This window comes from Brackiella oedipodis DSM 13743 (assembly GCF_000621025.1).
In the GTDB taxonomy this organism is placed as follows: Bacteria; Pseudomonadota; Gammaproteobacteria; order Burkholderiales; family Burkholderiaceae_B; genus Oligella; species Oligella oedipodis.
In genome coordinates, this window is the sequence record NZ_JHZJ01000009.1 from 1 (window position 1) to 19,228 (window position 19,228).

20 protein-coding genes and 1 rRNA gene are annotated in these 19,228 nt (G+C 45.3%); 13 read left to right on the forward strand and 8 right to left on the reverse strand.

The window, feature by feature from the left end; all coding sequences use genetic code 11:
- The first annotated feature begins 158 nt into the window (after positions 1–158).
- Positions 159–271, forward strand: a 5S ribosomal RNA gene (rrf, locus tag Q335_RS0100005).
- A 676-nt stretch (positions 272–947) separates the two neighbouring features.
- On the opposite strand, the gene Q335_RS09915 is transcribed toward rrf, so the two are convergent.
- From Q335_RS09915 to Q335_RS0100020, 3 genes are all read right to left on the reverse strand, one after another.
- A complete protein-coding gene (locus Q335_RS09915; protein ID WP_051532175.1) occupies positions 948–1,403 on the reverse strand; it encodes a hypothetical protein in 456 nt (151 codons plus the stop codon).
- Between the two features lie 148 nt (positions 1,404–1,551).
- The gene (locus Q335_RS0100015; protein ID WP_028356854.1) at positions 1,552–5,343 is read right to left on the reverse strand and encodes an AAA family ATPase; all 3,792 of its coding nucleotides are present in this window, start codon (positions 5,341–5,343) and stop codon (positions 1,552–1,554) included.
- A 19-nt stretch (positions 5,344–5,362) separates the two neighbouring features.
- The gene (locus Q335_RS0100020) at positions 5,363–6,571 is read right to left on the reverse strand and encodes an exonuclease SbcCD subunit D C-terminal domain-containing protein (RefSeq protein ID WP_028356855.1); all 1,209 of its coding nucleotides are present in this window, start codon (positions 6,569–6,571) and stop codon (positions 5,363–5,365) included.
- Between the two features lie 49 nt (positions 6,572–6,620).
- Here Q335_RS0100020 and Q335_RS08735 point away from each other — a divergent pair, with 49 nt between their 5' ends.
- Genes Q335_RS08735 through Q335_RS0100035 form a run of 3 tightly spaced genes read left to right on the forward strand, consistent with a single transcriptional unit; the run spans position 6,621 to position 7,747 of the window.
- Positions 6,621–7,160: a HugZ family pyridoxamine 5'-phosphate oxidase gene (locus Q335_RS08735; protein ID WP_038369095.1), complete on the forward strand. Its 540-nt coding sequence runs from the start codon at positions 6,621–6,623 to the stop codon at positions 7,158–7,160.
- A gap of 37 nt (positions 7,161–7,197) precedes the next feature.
- On the forward strand, positions 7,198–7,485 hold the full coding sequence (locus Q335_RS0100030) for a hypothetical protein (protein WP_028356856.1): 288 nt from the start codon (positions 7,198–7,200) through the stop codon (positions 7,483–7,485).
- 22 nt (positions 7,486–7,507) lie between these two features.
- A complete protein-coding gene (locus Q335_RS0100035) occupies positions 7,508–7,747 on the forward strand; it encodes a hypothetical protein (protein ID WP_038369096.1) in 240 nt (79 codons plus the stop codon).
- 60 nt (positions 7,748–7,807) lie between these two features.
- On the opposite strand, the gene rnhA is transcribed toward Q335_RS0100035, so the two are convergent.
- Positions 7,808–8,287: a ribonuclease HI gene (gene rnhA / locus Q335_RS0100040; RefSeq protein ID WP_211248232.1), complete on the reverse strand. Its 480-nt coding sequence runs from the start codon at positions 8,285–8,287 to the stop codon at positions 7,808–7,810.
- Positions 8,280–9,065, reverse strand: a complete 786-nt coding sequence (locus tag Q335_RS08740) for a class I SAM-dependent methyltransferase (protein WP_169733490.1) — start codon at positions 9,063–9,065, stop codon at positions 8,280–8,282. The genes rnhA and Q335_RS08740 overlap by 8 nt, the downstream gene beginning before the upstream one ends.
- 23 nt (positions 9,066–9,088) lie before the next feature.
- On the opposite strand from Q335_RS08740, the gene gloB reads away from it, so the two are divergent.
- From gloB to dnaQ, 4 genes are read left to right on the forward strand one after another with little or no spacing between them, the layout of a single operon-like run.
- A complete protein-coding gene (gene gloB / locus Q335_RS0100050; protein ID WP_028356859.1) occupies positions 9,089–9,874 on the forward strand; it encodes a hydroxyacylglutathione hydrolase in 786 nt (261 codons plus the stop codon).
- A gap of 8 nt (positions 9,875–9,882) precedes the next feature.
- Complete coding sequence (locus tag Q335_RS0100055; protein ID WP_028356860.1) at positions 9,883–11,502, forward strand: lytic transglycosylase; 1,620 nt, start codon at positions 9,883–9,885, stop codon at positions 11,500–11,502.
- A 32-nt stretch (positions 11,503–11,534) separates the two neighbouring features.
- Positions 11,535–12,323, forward strand: a complete 789-nt coding sequence (gene fabI, locus Q335_RS0100060; protein ID WP_028356861.1) for an enoyl-ACP reductase FabI — start codon at positions 11,535–11,537, stop codon at positions 12,321–12,323.
- Between the two features lie 6 nt (positions 12,324–12,329).
- Positions 12,330–13,037, forward strand: coding sequence for a DNA polymerase III subunit epsilon (dnaQ, locus tag Q335_RS0100065; RefSeq protein WP_028356862.1), 708 nt, complete (start codon positions 12,330–12,332; stop codon positions 13,035–13,037).
- Between the two features lie 93 nt (positions 13,038–13,130).
- Here the strand turns inward: dnaQ and Q335_RS0100070 are convergent, their stop codons facing one another.
- On the reverse strand, positions 13,131–13,664 hold the full coding sequence (locus Q335_RS0100070) for a GNAT family N-acetyltransferase (protein ID WP_028356863.1): 534 nt from the start codon (positions 13,662–13,664) through the stop codon (positions 13,131–13,133).
- A gap of 105 nt (positions 13,665–13,769) precedes the next feature.
- Between Q335_RS0100070 and Q335_RS0100075 the strand changes: the two genes are divergently transcribed.
- Both Q335_RS0100075 and Q335_RS0100080 read left to right on the forward strand, forming a co-directional pair.
- On the forward strand, positions 13,770–14,123 hold the full coding sequence (locus Q335_RS0100075; protein WP_038369097.1) for a protein tyrosine phosphatase family protein: 354 nt from the start codon (positions 13,770–13,772) through the stop codon (positions 14,121–14,123).
- 4 nt (positions 14,124–14,127) lie between these two features.
- The gene (locus tag Q335_RS0100080) at positions 14,128–14,598 is read left to right on the forward strand and encodes a universal stress protein (RefSeq protein ID WP_028356865.1); all 471 of its coding nucleotides are present in this window, start codon (positions 14,128–14,130) and stop codon (positions 14,596–14,598) included.
- A 62-nt stretch (positions 14,599–14,660) separates the two neighbouring features.
- Here Q335_RS0100080 and Q335_RS0100085 read toward each other — a convergent pair whose 3' ends face one another.
- Both Q335_RS0100085 and Q335_RS0100090 read right to left on the reverse strand, forming a co-directional pair.
- Positions 14,661–15,518, reverse strand: a complete 858-nt coding sequence (locus tag Q335_RS0100085; RefSeq protein WP_028356866.1) for a hypothetical protein — start codon at positions 15,516–15,518, stop codon at positions 14,661–14,663.
- 112 nt (positions 15,519–15,630) lie between these two features.
- Complete coding sequence (locus Q335_RS0100090; protein ID WP_028356867.1) at positions 15,631–16,422, reverse strand: transporter substrate-binding domain-containing protein; 792 nt, start codon at positions 16,420–16,422, stop codon at positions 15,631–15,633.
- Between the two features lie 150 nt (positions 16,423–16,572).
- On the opposite strand from Q335_RS0100090, the gene Q335_RS0100095 reads away from it, so the two are divergent.
- The 3 genes from Q335_RS0100095 (at position 16,573) to Q335_RS0100105 (ending at position 19,213) form a co-directional block, all read left to right on the forward strand.
- Positions 16,573–17,280, forward strand: a complete 708-nt coding sequence (locus tag Q335_RS0100095; protein ID WP_028356868.1) for an ABC transporter permease — start codon at positions 16,573–16,575, stop codon at positions 17,278–17,280.
- Positions 17,273–17,980, forward strand: coding sequence for an ABC transporter permease (locus Q335_RS0100100; RefSeq protein WP_028356869.1), 708 nt, complete (start codon positions 17,273–17,275; stop codon positions 17,978–17,980). Before Q335_RS0100095 ends, Q335_RS0100100 begins: the two co-directional genes overlap by 8 nt.
- Before the next feature lie 63 nt (positions 17,981–18,043).
- Positions 18,044–19,213, forward strand: a complete 1,170-nt coding sequence (locus tag Q335_RS0100105) for a succinylglutamate desuccinylase/aspartoacylase family protein (RefSeq protein WP_028356870.1) — start codon at positions 18,044–18,046, stop codon at positions 19,211–19,213.
- Positions 19,214–19,228: the final 15 nt, after the last annotated feature.

The following is a 19,228-nucleotide window of genomic DNA, read 5'->3' on the forward strand; positions in this document are numbered from 1 at the left end:
AGCTAACCGATACTAATTGCCCGTGAGGCTTGATCCTATAACTGATCAGGCTGAACAAAGAAACAAACAAACGTGTGCGTCAACACGTTCTACTACAAACACAATCAGTGTTGTGCTTCTTTCTAATTGCTCAAAGACTGAGCCATACGAGCTTTAAGTCTGACGACCATAGCAAAGTGGTCCCACGCCTTCCCATCCCGAACAGGACCGTGAAACGCTTTTGCGCCGATGATAGTTGGTGGACACCCGTGAAAGTAGGTCATCGTCAGACTATTTATTACTAAACCCCGTCTTATACAGACGGGGTTTTTTATTGCCTAAAAAAATATAGCAAGTCACTGCCGAGCAGCACAGCGAGCTAAGTGATCTAAGGCATCTAAGTTAGCTAAGTACTCTAGGCAAACTAAGCAGTCTAATAAGCTAAGCGCCGTCAGCCTTCAAAGAAACTAATATTCACTCCGTGGCTAAGACCACGTCTTTATAAAAATGACGTACCTTTGCACACAGCGATAAATTTATAAAGTGCTGTCTTGTCCCATGCGCGTAGGGCGTAAATAAATATCATATAGGCTAAACCCATAAGAAAATACGTCAAACGAGACGCTGCTCAGCATACTCTAAGCACAGCAAGGACGGCTATTTTTGGCTGTGACCACGTACCGCAACAACAACTTGTTGCTATTGTTTCACAAAGAGCCGAGGCTGAGTCACTACTATCTGCTACCTAACATCTTTAAACTAACCACAACGTCTGTTATGGCACTTGTCATCTCAGCATGACTAGCTATCGCTTAGCGCTAGAGTGAGCGCTAGGCATTGTCAATCTATATAACGAGCATGCTTAACTATGCCCCTATCTTTATTGTTTTTTTGCAAAAAAAAGCCCCGACGCAGCGGGGCACTGGAGTTAAACGGTAGTCACAGCGCGTTAATTATTTTTAATGATATTACCAAGTAATCACGAGATCGCTTTTACTATGCGCAGAAACGGTTAGGTGTTTTTCATGAGAACGATTTTGGGAAGAAAGTGTGGCCGTGTATTTACCCTCTGGTAATTGAATATATAAGAAGGGACCCGTGTGTTGTTCAGTAAAAATGGTCTCGCCTTTGGCATTTTTGATCGTGACCTCGACATCACTCAAATAAGCTCGCTCTTTGGCTTCAGCAAACGTAAAGTGCACATTATAGTGTTGCGCTTCTTGCTTAATTTCGTACTGCTCTGACTGGCCATAACCCCCCGTCATATAGGCAATATCATGATCATTATTGCCTTTGCGAGCCGCCGCGTGCACATTGGTGTAACCCGTTATCAAAATACCAAAAGCGCATGCCGAAGCCAGCATAAATTGATTGAGCGTTTGACTGTCACGCTTTTTTAGCTTCTTGAGCTTTTTGAGTTTCATGGTAAATCTCCTGCAAACCATAACAACGAGCTAAATGAGATTCGTTCTTATGTATAGTCATGAACTAGTGTACTTGATAGCGGCGTGGCTAATTATTAATAAATGTAAGTATCACCTTACAAAATGTAACTAGTATCGATCTTTATGGCTAGGCGATGCGTTTGATGCCCGGGCCTTCTAACTGGCTACGTGAGTTGCTATTGGCAATGACCTTGATCGTGGTGGCAATCCGTTCCTTTAGGGCAGCTACGTGCGAAATAACTCCGATTAATTTACCTTCTTGATGTAGACTGGAGAGCGTATCGAGTGCCACATCCAGCGCTTCCTCATCTAACGTTCCAAACCCCTCATCCATAAACAAAGTGTCAATCTGTACTTTATTATTGGCCATATGCGATAAGCCTAGCGCCAGAGCAAGACTAATAATAAAGCTCTCCCCACCCGAAAGATTTTTGATACTACGCATTTCGCTTCCTTGGAAATTATCCAATACATGTAGCTCTAAAGGACTGGCTTTGTGAGTGATTAATAAATAGCGATCACTCATGCGCCTCAGTTGCTGGTTCGCAAAATGCACCATGATTTCAAATGTTAAGCCTTGAGCAAAAGCTTGATATTTACTGCCATCAGAAGAACCAATCAACTCGTGGAGGTCGCCCCAGCGTTGGTAGTTGGCAGAAACTTTTTCTATGCGTTTAAGCTGTTCACTATGCTGCTGGCGAGCTTGGTCATTACGACGAATTTGGTAGTTGATCTGGTTGTTTTCTTCTCGGAGCTTTTTAAGTTCATGCTGTTGTTGCTGGAGCTGTTCTTGTAGCTGCGTTAGATTTACATGAGCCGTGATATATGAACGTGTCTCGGCTCTTTGCTGACGCAGTCGTAGCATATCCTGTAATAAAGCACGTTTTTGCTCAGTCAAGAGATCGTTTTGTTTTTGTAAATCTAGTCTTTCAGTCTGAGTTAAATGCGCGGCTTCAAATTCGTCTATCGTCGCAAAACCACAGCGCTTTAAGTCTGTACGAAATCGCGTTTCAGCGTCCAGTAGTTCGCTTTGCAATTGGGTTCTTTCAGATTGGCTATTGGCAAGAATAGCCTGATTGTTTTGAACCTCAGTGTTTATTTTTTGAAAGGATTGACGTTGTAGTTCATAATATGTTTCGCTCGTATTGACCTGTTCGCTGCTTAACTTTTGCTCTTGATCAGGTATCTTATCTTTAAGTAAATCATAGCGTTGTTGAGCATAATCAGAGATACGCTGATTGAGCAAAGCGACTTCTTCATCAAGTTGTTTAATTTGCGTTTCAGCATTAAGTAAATCTGCTTTTTCTAGGGCAAATTCATAGTTTGCTTCCTGCAATTGCTCCTGATTGTGCGCTATTTCTTTTTGCGTATTGAACCAATCATCGCGCCTTTGTTTGAGTGCGTCTAGCAGTGCTGTCAGCTGCGACGCCTGAGAATCTTGTGCCAAGCTATCGGCGTCTTTCACATTAAGATCATAGGGACTTAATTGCTGGTTCAATTGAGAGATCTCATGGCCTAGTTGCTGTTTAAAATCCTCTGCCGATTGCGCCGTGCTCTGTAAATGTTGTTGCAAGCTGCTTATTTCAGATTTGAGCTCTTTATTGCTATCTTGATAAGTATTTAAGGTGTGTTGTACCGCTTTGTATTGCTCTTCGAGTTGATTAATATCGGCATGTTGCTCTTCTAATTGGCGCAGTTGTTGATCCAGTTCATTTTGTTTAATGCCTTCCTGCTCGAATAAGGTTTTACAAAACTCTAGTGCCTTTTGTGGCTGATCCTCATCATAAATCGCCAGGAATAAATAAAGCCAAGTCTCGTAATCTAGGGATTGAGCCTCTTTAGTATAGTCTTTAGCTACAATCATCTCTCGATGTTGCTGTGCCTTTTCGAGTGTTTGTTTGCGGCTGTTATCAAGATGCTTTACCTCAACGTTAAGCTCTTGAAGCTGTGCTTGCAAGCCTTGTATCTGTTCAAGGCAGTCTTTCTCTTGATGTTGCAGCTCAGCGATTTCTTGCGTTTTGGCGTGATAAAGCGCCTCACTCTCATGGTCAACATTGGGATTGTCGTGATCAATGCTGGGGTGATCTGTAGCACCACACAAGGGACAAGGTTCATGCGCTTGTAAACGATGACGATAATTCGCTAATTCTTTTTGTAACTGGAGGACTTGTAATTCAGCATTGGCCGCACGTAGCGGTGCTTCAAAAGTGTTAAGGGCTTCTTTTTGGCCTTGCACTTTGGTCTGTAAGGTCTGTCGATGGGCAGTTAGGCGTTCTATCTTTTCTACAAGTTGGCTCTGTTCAATCCGTAGACTTTGAAGATTTTCTATCCGTTTAATTTTTTCATCCCATGCGTATTGTCTAGTCACACTTTCATTTTTTAGTTGACTAAGACGGCTTATACTGCTGTTGGCTTGAAGTTGGACCAGTCTTTGCTTAGCGGCTTGCAGTGTTTGCAGCGATTGCTCGTGCTCATGCGTGTGTTTTTGAAGTTGACTGGTTTGCTCCTCAAGCTGTGTTTGTTTGCTGTTTAGCTCTAAGTTTAATTCTTGTAGGCGATGCTTGTTATCTTGCCACTGTAGGCTAAATTTCTGTACTAGCTTAACCGCTTGAGAAATGGCATTGAAATCCTGAATGAGCCCTTCATCGGTTTGGTGCTGGGTTTGTCTTTGCGTCAATTGCGACACCTTATTTTGCAGCTCTTCGATTTTGCTATCGATCTGCTGTATGACATGCGTTGAATCGGTTTGCACCTGTAGTTGTTGCTGCAATAGGGTTTTGTGCTTGTCAAGCGCCTCCTTTTTTTCTTGAATTTGCTGATCCAATGCCCGAGTTTTCTCCAGTTTAGGCATGAGCGTTTGATAGGCTTGCTTTGCTTCAGAAAAGCTCTGCTGCGCTTGGGCTAATTGCGCTTTCTGCTGTGCTAAACGTTGTTGCAATTCAGGCGCGAAGGTCTGCGCTTGTTCGATTTTTTGGTCTAATTGCCGTGTGGTATCGCGTAAATGGTTAAAACTTGTGTACGATACTTGGGCGCCTAAGGCCTGATTGGCACGTCTTAATTTTTGTTGTTGAGGCAGGAAGGCTTGAGAGGCGGCGCGTAGATTTTTCTTGCTGTGCTGATAGCTGGTAAATAGCTTTCGAAACTTATCAAGTTGCTCGTGATAGGAAATCTGTTGTTCCGTGTTTTTAATCGCTCTTTCTTGGCTGAGCGTTTGCTCTTGGAGTGCGTTGGCTTGGTGCTTTAGGGCCTGCTCCTCTGCCTCTGAAAGTAGATCGATACTCTCAAGCTTCTTAAGTTCAAACTTTTGGCTATTGTGAGCTTCGGTTTTGAGTTCATGCACTTTTTTGGAAATTTCTGCATAAATCGGGGTGCCTGTGATTTCTTGTAAAAGATAGGCTCGCTCCTTAGGGCTGCATTGCAAGAATTCGGCGAACTTACCCTGCGCTAATAGCACCGTGCGAGTAAATCGCTCATAATCCAAACCACTTTTCTCAATCGTTAGGGCCAGCACTTCCGAGGCCTTGCTCGCTAATAATTTGGCTTTATCGTCGTTGATATGCTGTAATTGAGCGATTTCATGCTTGTAATTTTGCAATTTGCCTTGTGGACTTCGACGCGCTTTATGCTGATACCAGTAATTGCGAAAAATCCCAGCACGCGTTTTATAAGTCACTTCAGCAAAACACTCGGCTTGTTGACGTGACATGATTTCGTTTTGGCTTGCATTGATCTGGCTCAGACGTGGCGTGCGACCATACAATGCCAAGCAAATAGCGTCAAGCAAAGTGCTCTTACCGGCCCCGGTCGGGCCTGAGATACAAAATAAACCCGATTCAAGATAAGCAGGATGGGTGAAATCAATAAACCATTCCCCTTCGAGTGAATTTAGGTTTTGAAAACGGACATTTAATATACGCATAGTTGCTGTGGCTTAAGAATTATTCGAGTGTTAAGTGATGAATGGCTTCTTGATAGGTTTGTTTAAGGGTCTGGCGGGCTTCACCTTGTATTTCGTGACTATCCAGACAGCGTTCAAAGACCTCCTCGTGACGTAGGTCTTCTAGGGCGGGTTGCTCCACCTCTACATTAAACACCTGATGGATTAAGCGTTGATTGTAGAGTTTTAGTAACTCAACTTGACTGCCTTGCAACGCCTGTTGCAGGCTGTGTTTGAGATTACTGGCCACCGCTTGGCCGGTATAGCGTGCTTCTAGCCAAACTGAGCAATTGTCTTGTTTAAGCTGCTCAATGCCCTCTAATAGTTCTGTCATATCACCTTGTAAACGCGCTAGACACTGAAACTTGGGGATCGCAATCGGCGTGACAGTAGACAGTGTGGCTCCCACAAACTCCACTATGAGCACTTCTTTTTGTTGAGCGGCTTCACCAAATCCCATCGCGATAGGTGAACCGCAATAGCGGATATGGTCTAAGCCATTGATTTTTTGGGGAACATGGATATGTCCTAAAGCGACATAGTCAAAACAAGCAGGAAAAATGTCGGCGCGTACGGCGCCTTCGTTACCTACATAGAGCTCACGCACCCCATCATCATCGGTAGTTTTGCCTCCCACCATGAAAAGGTGACCCGTGGCCATGAGTGGCACCTGATGTTGCTGCGCAATGAGTTGCGCTTGCTCAGCCACTGTTTGATAGTGCGTTTGGATGCCTTTGACAATATTTTGATCTTTGTCTGCGATGTTTTCAAAGGCTTCGACCTGACGGATATCGCGCTCATGTAAATAGGGTACGGCACACACCACTAACTCCACGTTCTGATCGGCGTTTTTGAGGACGAGAATTTCCTCTTCGGGTGCCGTCGCTTGGCCAACCACATGAATATTCATGTGTTTTAGTAAGAGGCGGGGTGCATTTAATAGTGTTGCAGAATCATGGTTGCCACCGACAATGATGCAGTGACGACAACAGGTATTTTGGAGGCGATACAAAAAATCATAATACAGCGCTTGTGTCGAAGCACTAGGGGTGGTGGTATCAAAAATATCACCGGCTACAATCAGCGCATCGACGTGTTGTTCTTGGATACATACTAGGAGCCAATCGAGCCAAGCCGAGAATTCAGCATGGCGATTTTTACCTAGCAGGCGACGGCCTAAATGCCAATCGGAAGTATGTAAAATTCGCATAAATATTGCTAATATAAAAGAATTAAAATTTCTCTAAAAAGGAATGCTTATGAGTGTTGATAAGCGCGAATATAAAGTCACAGATGCCGAGCAATTGCAGTTACTACAAGCACAACTCAAGCAACTGCTGCAGGAACAGCGTAGTCTATTGATATCCAGTATAGATGATGAAGGCTTACCGCATGCAAGTTACGCACCGTTTGTGCAGGTGCCAGAGGATCAAGGATTTTATATTTTTGTCTCAGAATTGGCGGCGCACACTCAGTATGTCTTAGATCGCCCCCAGGTGCAAGCCATGATCATCGAGGACGAAGCGCGCACCAAAAATATCTTTGCGCGTCTACGCGTGACCTATAGTTGTAACGCCCAAGAGATCAGTCGTGATGAGCCATCCTATGACCAAATTTTAGATGCGATGACCCAGCGTTGCGGCAAAACGCTGGAGTTATTGCGTAGTTTTGTCGATTTTAAATTAATCCGATTGCTCCCTTCTAAAGGCGTACTAGTTACGGGGTTTGGTAAGGCCTACCGAATCGATACCAAGGGGCATCTTGAGCACATTACCGAAAAAAATCTCAAACAAAAATAACGTACAATAGGGTCTATTGTTTTTTATATCAATTACTATGCGTATTTCATCTATTCTTCGTGCCTTGCCTTTATTGAGTTTGCCTTTGTTGGCGGCTTGCGCACAGCCCATTCTTAATGACATCAGTGACCAAGAGATTGCGGCTATGAACTGCAAACAACTCAGCAAACAAAATGATTATCTATTGCTCAAACTCGTGCAATTGCGTGAGAATCGTTTGCCCTTCAAAACCGACGATGATGTGGATGAAGCACGCCAAGAAGCGCAGCGTCGCCTCAAAAAAGTCGAAGAGAGCAGTGTTCAGAAATTTTGCACCTTTGGCTAATTGATTGCTTATCAGGTTTTCTATGAAACTAATTTCTTTGTCCAGTCTCATTTTGTCAACGGTTATGTTAGCCGCGTGTGGTAGTACCGAAGTTGAGCATAGTCGCGCCGCCGAATGCTCACGGATCAACTCCAAAATCGTCACTGCACCAAGCTCTACGCCCGGTATGGGCGGTGGCAATTTTATAAGTCGTAACCAAGCGAATCAACAAGCGGACGACGAAAGATCTAGAGCGCGTCGCTTAGGTTGTGGCACCTACTAGATCAATAACGCCATTTTTGATATTTGTGACATTCTCGCCATCTGCGCTATGAGCTCGTCTTTAGTCGCTGGATGAGTTGGTCTGAGCCGGATTATCTTGTAGCATGACTTGACTGACACCTTGATTGGCCAGGGTGTCAGCCATCTCATTGCCTTCGTTACCGGCATGGCCTTTGACCCAATGCCAATTAATGTGATGGGGCTCGCTCAGCGCTTGTAGTTTTTGCCAGAGATCAGCATTTTTGACGGGTTTATTGGCAGAGGTTCGCCAGTTTTTTTTGATCCAATTGGGTAGCCACTCGGTTAAACCTTTTTTGACATATTGCGAATCGACGTACAATTCAATTGTGCTGGGCTTGTTTAGGGCCTGCAATGCCTCGATTACTGCCATGAGCTCCATACGATTGTTGGTCGTATCTAGTTCACCTCCAAAGAGTTTTTTGTGATGCGAGCCGTAGGTGAGGTAGGCTCCCCAACCGCCGGGGCCTGGATTACCTTTGCAGGCACCATCGGTCCAAATTTTAAGTTTTGCTTCACTCATGATGGCTTTGCTTCTCGTAGTTCGATTGCGTCGAGTTCGTAGAAACTACAGGGTTATTTTTGATTTTTTTATTGTACCAAGGCACGCTTAATAAATGCATAGAGCAGACAGTCTTGCGACACCGCACCATATAAATGCTGCCACAGTCTGGCCACCAGCGATCGCCTGCTTGGTTCATAAAACGCCATTTTTGTAAGCGTCGCGCACTTTTAAAGCCTGGCTCATAACAGCCGAAATGACCCCGATCAATCTCAAAAGACAGTAATTGCATCCAGTCGCGCAAACGATGTGGACTAATATTGGGCCTGAGAACCGGTAAATAACCAGGGCTAAATTGATTGCGTAAACGCCACAGGCTGTGAGGATTAAACCCTGCAATAATGACCTGACCATTGTGGACAAGTACACGATCGATTTCGCGTAAAATTTGATGTGGGTTAGCAAAGAGTTCAAATATAAGCGGTAGAATAATAAGATCCACGCTCTCATTTGCTAAAGGCAATTTACTGCTTAGATCGCTGGCAATGATGTGCTGACGATCATAGGCGGGATCGGCTTGGCTGATAGCAAGTGGATGGGAAACCAAGAACTTCTCTCGGATGCGGTTGTTTTTGAGTAGGTTGTACTCTGCAAAGCCTATCTGTAAAGCACAATAACCAAAAATATTATCGACCAAGCTATCCGCTTGTTGCTGGATCCATGCGGCAGCCAACTGCCCTTGGGCGGTTTTTAACCATTGTGATAAGACGAGTTCAGGGTGTTGGTCTAGTGCTGTCAAGATCTCGTAATCCAAAAAAAACTATGACAAATTATAAAGTTTTTCCATTGCCTGCCTTTAGCGATAATTATATCTGGATTATCCAACAGGCTGACAAAATCATCGTCGTCGACCCTGGGCAAGCTGAGCCTGTTTTAAACTTAATTCAAGAACAATACCTGCAGTTACAGGCTATCTTAATAACGCATCATCATGCCGATCACACCGGAGGTCTATCAGCATTGCTGCAAGCCTTTTCGGTACCTGTATTTGGGCCACGTCACGAAGCCATTCAGGGCGTCGACCATTTGCTCGAAGAGGGCGATCGCTTTGAACTGATGCTTGGCGACTTGCGGATTTCTGTCTTGGATGTGCCGGCGCACACGGCGGGTCATATTGCCTATTTTGCGCAACCTCAAGGACAGGATCCATGGTTGTTTTGTGGCGATACGTTATTCGCTTCAGGCTGTGGTCGTCTATTTGAAGGAGATTCTAGACAAATGCTGCAATCCCTTGAAAAGTTTAAGAATTTACCGCAAAATACTAAAGTATTTTGTGCCCATGAATATACCTTAAGTAATATCAAATGGGCCTTAGCTGTTGAGCCCCACAACGCTGCATTACAGGCTTGGTCAACACGAGCTCAAGCGTTGCGTGATCAAGGGCAGGCCACTATTCCAACCACTATCCAACACGAGCTGCAATGTAATCCATTTATGCGTACAGAGCAGCCTGCAGTGATTCGCAGTGCTAGCGATTATGCTCAGCAGGATTTACAAGAACCTGTGCAAGTATTAGCGACTCTTAGGGAATGGAAGAATAATTTTTAGGATCAAGCATGAACATATTTCGGTACGCATTTATCGGTTGCTTAATCGCTCTAGGAGGCTGTGCTAGCACAGGTGGCAATCATGGCGCCAATAACGCTAAATTAGTTCACAAAAACTACAGTACTGTGTGGGAGCGCATTCGTGATGGCTATGGTATGCCAGAACTCAATGACTCCAAGGTTGATTACTGGGTAAATTATTATCGCAATCGCCCAGGTACCGTAGAAAATATGGCCGAGCACTCGCGCAAGTACATTCACTATGTGACGACGGAACTCGAAAAGCGCAACATGCCTACTGAGTTGGCGCTCTTGCCTTTTGTCGAAAGTGCCTACAAACCAACCGCCTATTCTAAATCAAAAGCCGCGGGGTTATGGCAATTTATTCCAAGTACTGGAACCGAATACAATCTCACCCAAGACTGGTGGCGTGATGACCGCCGTGATCCCGTGCACGCGACCCAGGCCGCCATCAACTATTTATCATACTTACATGACTTTCAAGATGGTGATTGGTTCCTAGCACTAGCATCTTATAACTGGGGTCAAAACGCTGTCAAAAGAGCCCGTGAATCGAATGCGGCTAGAGGCTTAGGCACTGATTTCTTGTCTCTAAAATTGCCTAATGAAACGCGCAATTACGTACCTAAGCTAATCGCCCTCAAACAAATTATCACCAATCCTAGCCAGTACGGCATCAATATCCCAGCGATACCTGATAAACCGTTTTTTGAAGAAGTCCCGGGCGGCAAAGACATGGATGTCGCCGTAGTTGCTAAACTAGCGGGTATGTCAGAGAAAGAATTTAAAGAATTGAATTCCGCATCGACTCGTCCCGTTTTATTGGCTAACCAAAAGCACTTTTTATTGCCAAAAAGCCGCGTCGCACAATTCAAAAAAAATCTGGCTAATTATCAAGGCGAATTATCAAGTTGGTTAGCTTATAATCCAACTTATGGTGAATCTTTAAGTAGTATTGCGCAGCGCTATGGGATTTCCTTGGCGCAACTCAAAACTCTAAATGGCTATTCTCCGCGCCAAAACGTGGCTATCTCGCAACGCGCTTTATTACTCCCAAAAACACCTGAGGGGTTAGCGGCACCTGCTGCCAACGCCGTGACTGCGCCTGTGGCCGCTTTACCGGATGCGATGCTAGCGCTCAATACCTCAAGCATCAAAGCTAAATCAGCACCAAGCCCAGTTGCGGAGAGCCGTCCAGTATTGGCCTCCAAAGCGTCAGCAGTATCGAGTCGTGACACCCATCTCGCGGTACCTACCGCGGCCCCAGCCTTGGCACAGCGCGCGCCGAGTCCAGAGCCTGAAGCTGCTACACCCGACCCAATGGCTTCTTTAATTGCGGCGAATAATGCCGCTCAAGCGGCCGAAGTCAGACAAGTGGCTTACAGCCCAGAAAATACGCATATGAGTGCTGTGCGTTCAGCGGTGTATAGCCCAAGTGACAGAGCGGTCGCGACTTCCCACGTTGTCCAGGCGGGTGACACCCTATATTCCTTAGCTAAACGGTATAATACCACCGTAGAAAATATTTCCGCCCTAAATAATCTCGGTGCCAGCGGTCTCAAAGCCGGTATGACGCTTAGATTGCCAGGTTCCGGAGTCAAGGGGTAAAATCACAATCTTTTAAAAGCCAAGGAATAATAATGGGTTTTTTAGCGAATAAGCGAATTTTAGTGACAGGTGTCTTATCCAATCGTTCGATTGCATATGGCATTGCCAAAGCCTGTCGTGAGCAAGGTGCAGAATTAGCACTAACCTATGTCGGCGAGCGCTTCAAAGAACGCGTAGAAAAATTTGCCGAAGAGTTAGGTACCAATATCATCATTCCATGCGATGTCTCTAAAGATGAAGACATCGAAAACACTTTTACAGAATTAGCCAAACACTGGATCGATGGTCTAGATGGTTTAGTGCACTCGATTGGTTTTGCGCCACGAGAAGCGATTGCAGGTGACTTTTTGGATGGTATGACACGAGAGAACTTTGCCACGGCCATGGATATCTCTGCTTATAGTTTCCCGGCAATGGTCAAAGCTGCACTTCCTATGTTGCAACAACGCAAGGGCGCTGTCTTAACCTTAACGTATTTAGGCGCCGAAAAAGCCCTACCTAACTACAACACGATGGGTCTTGCCAAAGCGGCACTCGAATCAAGTGTCCGTTATTTAGCTGTTTCTCTTGGTCAACATGGAATTCGTGCCAATGCCATTTCTGCTGGTCCTATCAAGACCCTTGCGGCCGCTGGTATTAAAGACTTTTCGGTGATCTTCAATTTTGTGGAGCAATATGCCCCGCTACAACGTAATGTCACCATTGAGGATGTTGGCAATAGTGCATCGTTCTTATTGTCACCATTAGCCAATGGTGTGACTGGTGAAGTCTTGCACGTAGATAGTGGTTTCCACGCTGTGGTACCTGGCATGGGCTACTAAGTCTGTATGAGTAGGCTGATTGTCCTAGATACCGAAACCACAGGGATGAATGCCAGCAATGGCGATCGTTTGGTGGAGCTCGGTTGTGTCGAGCTCATCAATCGCGAACCGACGGGTAACAACTTGCAGTTATATTTCAATCCTGGCCGAGACAGTGACCCGGATGCTCTCAAGGTGCATGGCCTAACCACAGAGTTTCTGAGTCAATTTAATGACTTTAAGAGCCATGCTCAAGAGATTCAGTCCTATCTCAAAGGGGCCGAAGTCGTCATTCATAATGCTAGCTTTGACGTGGCCTTTATGAATGCTGAGTTTGCGCGGGCTGGCTTACCAAATATAGAAGAGATAGCGGACAAAATCACCGATAGTTTAATGGTGGCACGCCGCAAATTCCCAGGCCAAAAAAATAACCTCGATGCCTTATGTACGCGTTTTAATGTCTCTAACGAACATCGGGTCTTGCACGGTGCCTTATTAGACGCTGAGTTATTGTCTGAGGTGTGGTTGGCCATGACGCGCGAGCAATTTGGCTTACTGGATAGCGCTTCACCTAATCAACGTGGCCGTCAGACGCCGACTCAAGCGCCTATGGTGACAGGGGAATTGCCCGTGATCATGGCCTCGCCAGAAGAACTAGCCAGTCACGATGCTTATTTACAAACGCTTGAACAAGATATTGGCACGGCTCCTGTCTGGCGTCAATTTAGTGGCTAAACACGGACATTAGGCGATCAGCCCCCCCTGATCCCATGACTAAAAAACGCCCCGCGGGGCGTTTTTTAGTATCTACGCAGCAGTTAGCGAGGCTTAACTCAGTGCTTTAATAGGGGATGATAGGTTTTTTTGCAGAGTGATGCTATCGAGCCATTGATTAAATTTATAACCCACACCCAGTTGTCGAGCTGTTTCACTAAAGCCATATTTACGGTGAAGATGATAAGAGCCCTGCATGTCTGTGCCACCTAACACCGCCATGATGGTATGCCATCTTTGAGCGGCTTCACAACATTGTAATAAGTCTGCTAATAATTGACTACCCAGGCCTTGTTGACAGTAGTCAGGATGCAAATAAATGGTGTTTTCTACACAAAAGCGCCAGCCGCTATGTTTGCGATAAGGGCCAATATAAGCCAGGCCCGCAATAATTTGCTCAATTTCTAGGACGCGATAAGGATAGCCAGCCTGCGTCAGCTCCAAAAATCGTTGTGTAAATTCTTCAAGGCTGGGCGGAGTTTCTTCGAAATTGGCGGTACTGTGCAAAATATAATGTGAAAAAATTGCATGCACTGCGCTCATATCTTCGAGCTTGGCATCGCGGATAAGGTACGGCGTTGCACTCATAGCGAATCCATAATAAATAATAGTTTTTGGATGACGATTAGCGTATTATAAGATAATAACAATCCAGTAATTTAGCTCAATTAGATTTATAGGCTATTGTCATCAATGTTACCTATTCAAGCATTAAACGATCACTTTGCCGTCGCGGGCTTATTGAATGAGCAAGATATGGCAGCGGTCAAGCAAGCGGGCTTCAAAAGCGTCATTATTAATATTCCCGACCAAGAAGCGGGTCCACAGCAAGCGCTAGCGGCAGATGTTATCCAAGCCGCCCAACAGCAAGGTCTAGAGGCGGTTTATCAACCCGTCGCTCCGGGACAACTTACACCTGAGCATATCCACGAATTTGCCGAGTATTTACAATCATTGCCAAGCCCTGTGTTGGCGTATTGCCGATCAGGAATAAGGTGCAGTGTTCTTTATAATGCAGCTATGCAACTTTCCAATCAGGAGGAATAACTCAATGTACAAGAAAATTTTATTACCCGTCGATGGCTCTGATATTTCCAAACACGCGGCCGAGGTTGGTATTGGCTTTGCCAAGCAATTAGGTGCCGACGTTGTGCTCGTGAGCGTGACGCAACCATTTTCTACCCTTGTTGGTTTTGATGGTATGGCGGCCTCCTATGCCATCTCTGATGGTGATTATGAGGAAGTTGCTCGCAAAGAGGCTGAACAATATATCCAACCCATTCTCGATTATGCTAAATCCCAGGACGTCAAAGCAGAGTCTTACGTCGTCTCAAATTACAATGTGGCCGAGGGTATTGTAGACGCGACCCAAGAGCATGGTTGCGATTTAATTTATATTGCTAGCCATGGTCGTAGTGGGTTATCCCGCCTCTTATTGGGTAGTGTTACCTCTAAAATTATCACCGTCGCACCAGTGTCTGTATTGGTTCATCGTGCGGTGACCCCCAACGCCGACGCTTAATCTTTAAGCGCCGTGTTCACCAAAAAAGCCTTGTTGCTTGATGCTACAAGGCTTTTTGGCAATTAGCTCATAAATAAGCAAACAATGGCCGTGAGGGCAAGGCCTAGGCCAAGGGCGTTTATTTTATTTATTTTTTCCCGAAAGAAAAGTGCACCTATCAATGTGCCCACGGTGATGACACCAATATTCATGGCAGTAAAGACTAAGGTAGGGCTGCTGTGCCAGACCTGATGCGCACGAATATAAAAATAAATATTAGCAAAATTAAAAATACCCATCACAAGCCCTAACAGCACACTCATGGGTGCAAGGCGGATCTTCTGAAGTAGGCAGTAAAGCACACTCAGTACTAAGGCTACGCTAAAACTCAAGAGTAAACCGCTAGCGGTATCGAGTCCCGATTTGGCAAACTGCTTAAAGAGAATATCAATCGCGCCATAACCCAGCCAGACTAGCAATAGTAAGGCCAGGGCCAGTCGATTGGCTCGGGTACCGCTGCCTTGACTCGGCTTATATAATAAGGCGGCAAGCGCCAACAGCGCCAAGATAATGCTAAAGAGTCTTTGCTGGCCTAAATGCTCACCAAAAAGCGTAGCGGCAGCCAAGATCGGTAAAAATAAGGATAATCGTTGGGCGGCTTCGGCCAGCACAATCCCGTTATGCTGTACTGCCTGACCCATCAACACAAACACTACCGGTAGTAAAACGCCTAGACCTAGCAGGGTAAGCCACTGATCCAGCGCCGCCGAGTGCTGCCAACCATACCAGGGGTTGGGGGCAAGAAACATCAGAATTAATGCAATGGCACTGACATAATTGCAGGTCACCATTAACACGATCTGTTGTTGCTGCTGTTTAGCAAGTTTTAGTAAAACACTGACAAAAACGCTGCAGCAAATGGCGAGAATGATATATGACATGGCTTTCTAAATCATCAGGTCAGCGGGTTAATGTAGACCACTATAAACACAAAAGCTCGTTACGACTTGGGTAACGAGCTTAGCTTAAAGCGACGACAATCTGCCCTTTGGCTTACTTTGATTCATAAACACTAAACGGGAAGTATTGTTTGTTGAGTTTCTCGTAAGTGCCATCGTCATGAATTTCTTGTAGGGCTTTGTTAAGATCGTTGAGAAGATCTTTGTCGGATTTACGTACCGCAAAACCGGTACCCGCACCGAATATATCTTTGTCGGCGTCGTTTTGGAGGGTATCGCCTAATAAGACGTAACCTTTACCGGCATCGCTTTTGAGGAATTCATTGGCAACACCACCATCGGCAAAAATCGCCACCACACGACCCGTTTTAAGATCATTTAAAGCATCTTCAAAGGTTTTGTAGCGACGGATATTGGCTTTGGTAAAATACTTGCTGGCATATTTGTCTTGGGTGGTGCCTTGTTGAATACCGATGTCTTTGCCGGCAGTGGCTTCTGGCGTGGTATTAATGTCTACCCCTTCTTTGCCGATTAAGACATTAGGGGTGGCCCAGACTTTGTCGGTAAAGGCAACCGCGCGTTTGCGTTCATCCGTGATTGACATGGACGAAGAGATGACGTCGAATTTTTTGGCATGCAACGCTGGAATAATGCCGTCCCAACTTTGGTTTTGGAAAGTGCATTTGGCTTGTAATTTGGCACAGATGGCTTTGGCAATATCAATATCAAAGCCCACGATATCGCCGCTAGGGGTAGTGGACTCGAACGGGGCGTAAGCCGCATCGGTACCAAAACGAATAGTGCGTTCTTTTGCTTGCACAGCCGTACAAGCAAAAGCGGCGATCAATCCCGCCGCCATTAAAGTTTTACGATTGCATTTAAACATATGATTTCTCCTCGGATGATTAGCAACATAATAAAGGAAAACTGCTTTTTATACTATAGTGGTCCCCTGCAATAGGCTAAAATCCTAGTTTGCTAAAAATCCCCATCAAAATAATAAAAGACGCCACTTGTCGTCTTCATAAACGAATATATGGACTATTTAACAATAATATATCAATATATGCCGCGAATATTAGAGGGCGCTTGGTTAACCCTCGAAATTGCGGTTTTTTCAGTCTTGTTTTCTATCTTGATTGGCGTGCTGGGCGCGTTGATGCGAGTCTCTGGCAGTCCAGTGCTCAATGCCATTGCAGCGACTTACTCCTCTGTGGTTCGAAGTGTACCCGATATTATCTGGATGTTGATGGTGTACTTTAGTGCCCAAATTGCCCTTAATTCTATGACGGAAGCGTTTGGTATGGGTGATATAGAAATCAGTCCTTTCGGTGCGGGAGTCTTTACCTTATCCTTTATATTTGGGGCCTTTTTTACCGAAACATTCCGCGGCGCGATTCTGGCGGTACCTGGTGGGCAAATTGAGGCGGCCTATGCCTATGGCATGAAACCGTCTGCAGTGATTAAACGCATTACCTTTCCACTCATGATGCGTTTTGCGCTCCCTGGAGTGCGCAATAACTGGCTAGTGCTCACTAAAGCGACGGCCTTAGTGTCCATTATTGGGCTGGATGATATGACGCGGATTGCCCAACAAGCGGGCAGCGCCACGCATTTGTCCTTCTTATTTAATCTATTGTCGGCGGTATTGTTCTTGGTGATTACGGCCAGTTCTTTGCAAGTGTTTAGCTGGCTAGACAAACGTTACCAACAAGGCTTTGTATTTGGAGAGGACAATGCTTGAGACCTTAGATTTATTTAAAGAAGCCTTGTTGCAATGCTTTAAAGGCATCCCCCTGACCATAGAGTTGACGGTGCTTTCTGTTGCTTTGGGCTTTTGTATTGCGGTGTTTTTGGCTGTCCTATTGCAAGGCCAAAATCGTCTGATTAAACGTTGTATTAATGGTTTTACCTTCTTTTTTACGGGCACACCTTTACTCGTTCAGTTGTATATTTTTTACTATGGCATTCCAGAGTGGAATGTGATCGGTAAATTAATGCATACCCCACAATTTGCTTTTCTGAAAGAAGGCTTTATTTGGGTACTCATCGCCTTAACACTCAATACAGCGGCGTATTCCACGGTGATTTTTGCGGGGTTCATACGCAATATGGATAAGGGTGAGCTCGAAGCCGCCAAAGCCTATGGTATGTCGTATAAACAGGCCATGCGCCGGATTATTGTGCCCTCTGCCTTACGTAAAGCGCTGCCAGCCTATAGCAATGAAGTCATTATGACCATGCATGCCACTGCCTTGGCGTCGGTCGTCACCTTACTCGAAGTGACGGGACAAGCGAATATTTTCAATCAGACGTATTATGAGCCCTTTATTGCTTATGGGGCGGCGGCAGTGATTTATTTTGTGCTCAATGGCATTATGATCATGGGCTTTAAACAACTCGAGAAAAAATATCTCAAACATCTCAGGGTCAGACGTGCTTAATGAGAGCGCTTGAGCTATGCTATTTGCTGTAGTTTGATAATCATTTCAAAAAGACGTCCATCTATGTTAGAAGAAATTGTACAAATCGCAGCCGATAGTCCGAATATCCATTACCAATTACACGCCCTAAAATTTGGCCCAACGGCAGTAGACGATCAGGCAGCGCCCAAAAAGGTCTATTTGCAAGCCAGTCTGCATGGTGATGAAATGCCAGGTTCTTTAGTGGCTTATTATCTGCATCAAGCCTTGCTGACCTTAGAACAAGAAAATCAGCTCAAGGCACAAATCATTTTGGTGCCGTTTTGCAATCCAATTGGAGCGGGACAATATGTCAACTATAAACATATCGGGCGCTTTCATTTAACGACAGGCCAAAATTTCAATCGTCTGCAGGCCGTAGACCTATATTCAGGCCTAAAACAACGCATCGCCGCCGACACTTGGCAATGGAGCACAGAGCCCACACAAAATGTCCAGAAAATCCGCAATGCCTTACTAGAGATTGTCTCGCAAACTCAGGCCAGTAATGCGGTTAATGCTATGCACTTACAGTTGCTCAAATGGTCTTGTGATGCGGATATTGTGTTTGATATGCATTGTGATATCGAAGCAGTTTTGCATATTTACACGACCCCCAATAGTTGGCCAGTATTTGAACCCTTAGCGCGACTCTTGAGAAGTCAATGTCAGCTTATCGGAGAGGATTCTGGGTGTGCCTCTTTTGATGAGGTCTTGTCGGTGCTGTGGTTACGGTTGCAACAAGACTACCCTGAATTAGATTTGCCGCAGGCTTGTCATAGTGCCACGGTAGAGTTTCGCAGTAACCATGATTTAAGCCATGAATGGGCGCAACAAGATGCGCAGGCGATTATCGATTATTTGCGTATACAGGGATGTATTGGCTCATCAGAAGCAGCGGCCACAGCCGCGGCCCCAGCCATTGCTGAATTGCCTGCCTTACTCACACCGCCGCATCCACTCACCGGTCTGTGCTATGTCAATGCCACAGCGCAAGGGATTGTGGTCTATCATGTTAAACCTGGGGATTGGGTTGAGCCTGATCAGGCACTTGCAGATATTATGAATCCTATGACCTTGCAAAAAACCACGGTATACAGTCCGGCCGCAGGTATCGTCTTTGCGAGGGGTGGACAGACGCTTGTCAATCCGCACATCAAACTCCTAAGCATTTCATGCCCAGAGCCTGTGGGCAATGGTCAGTTATCTCCTTAGTAAGCTCTACAACTC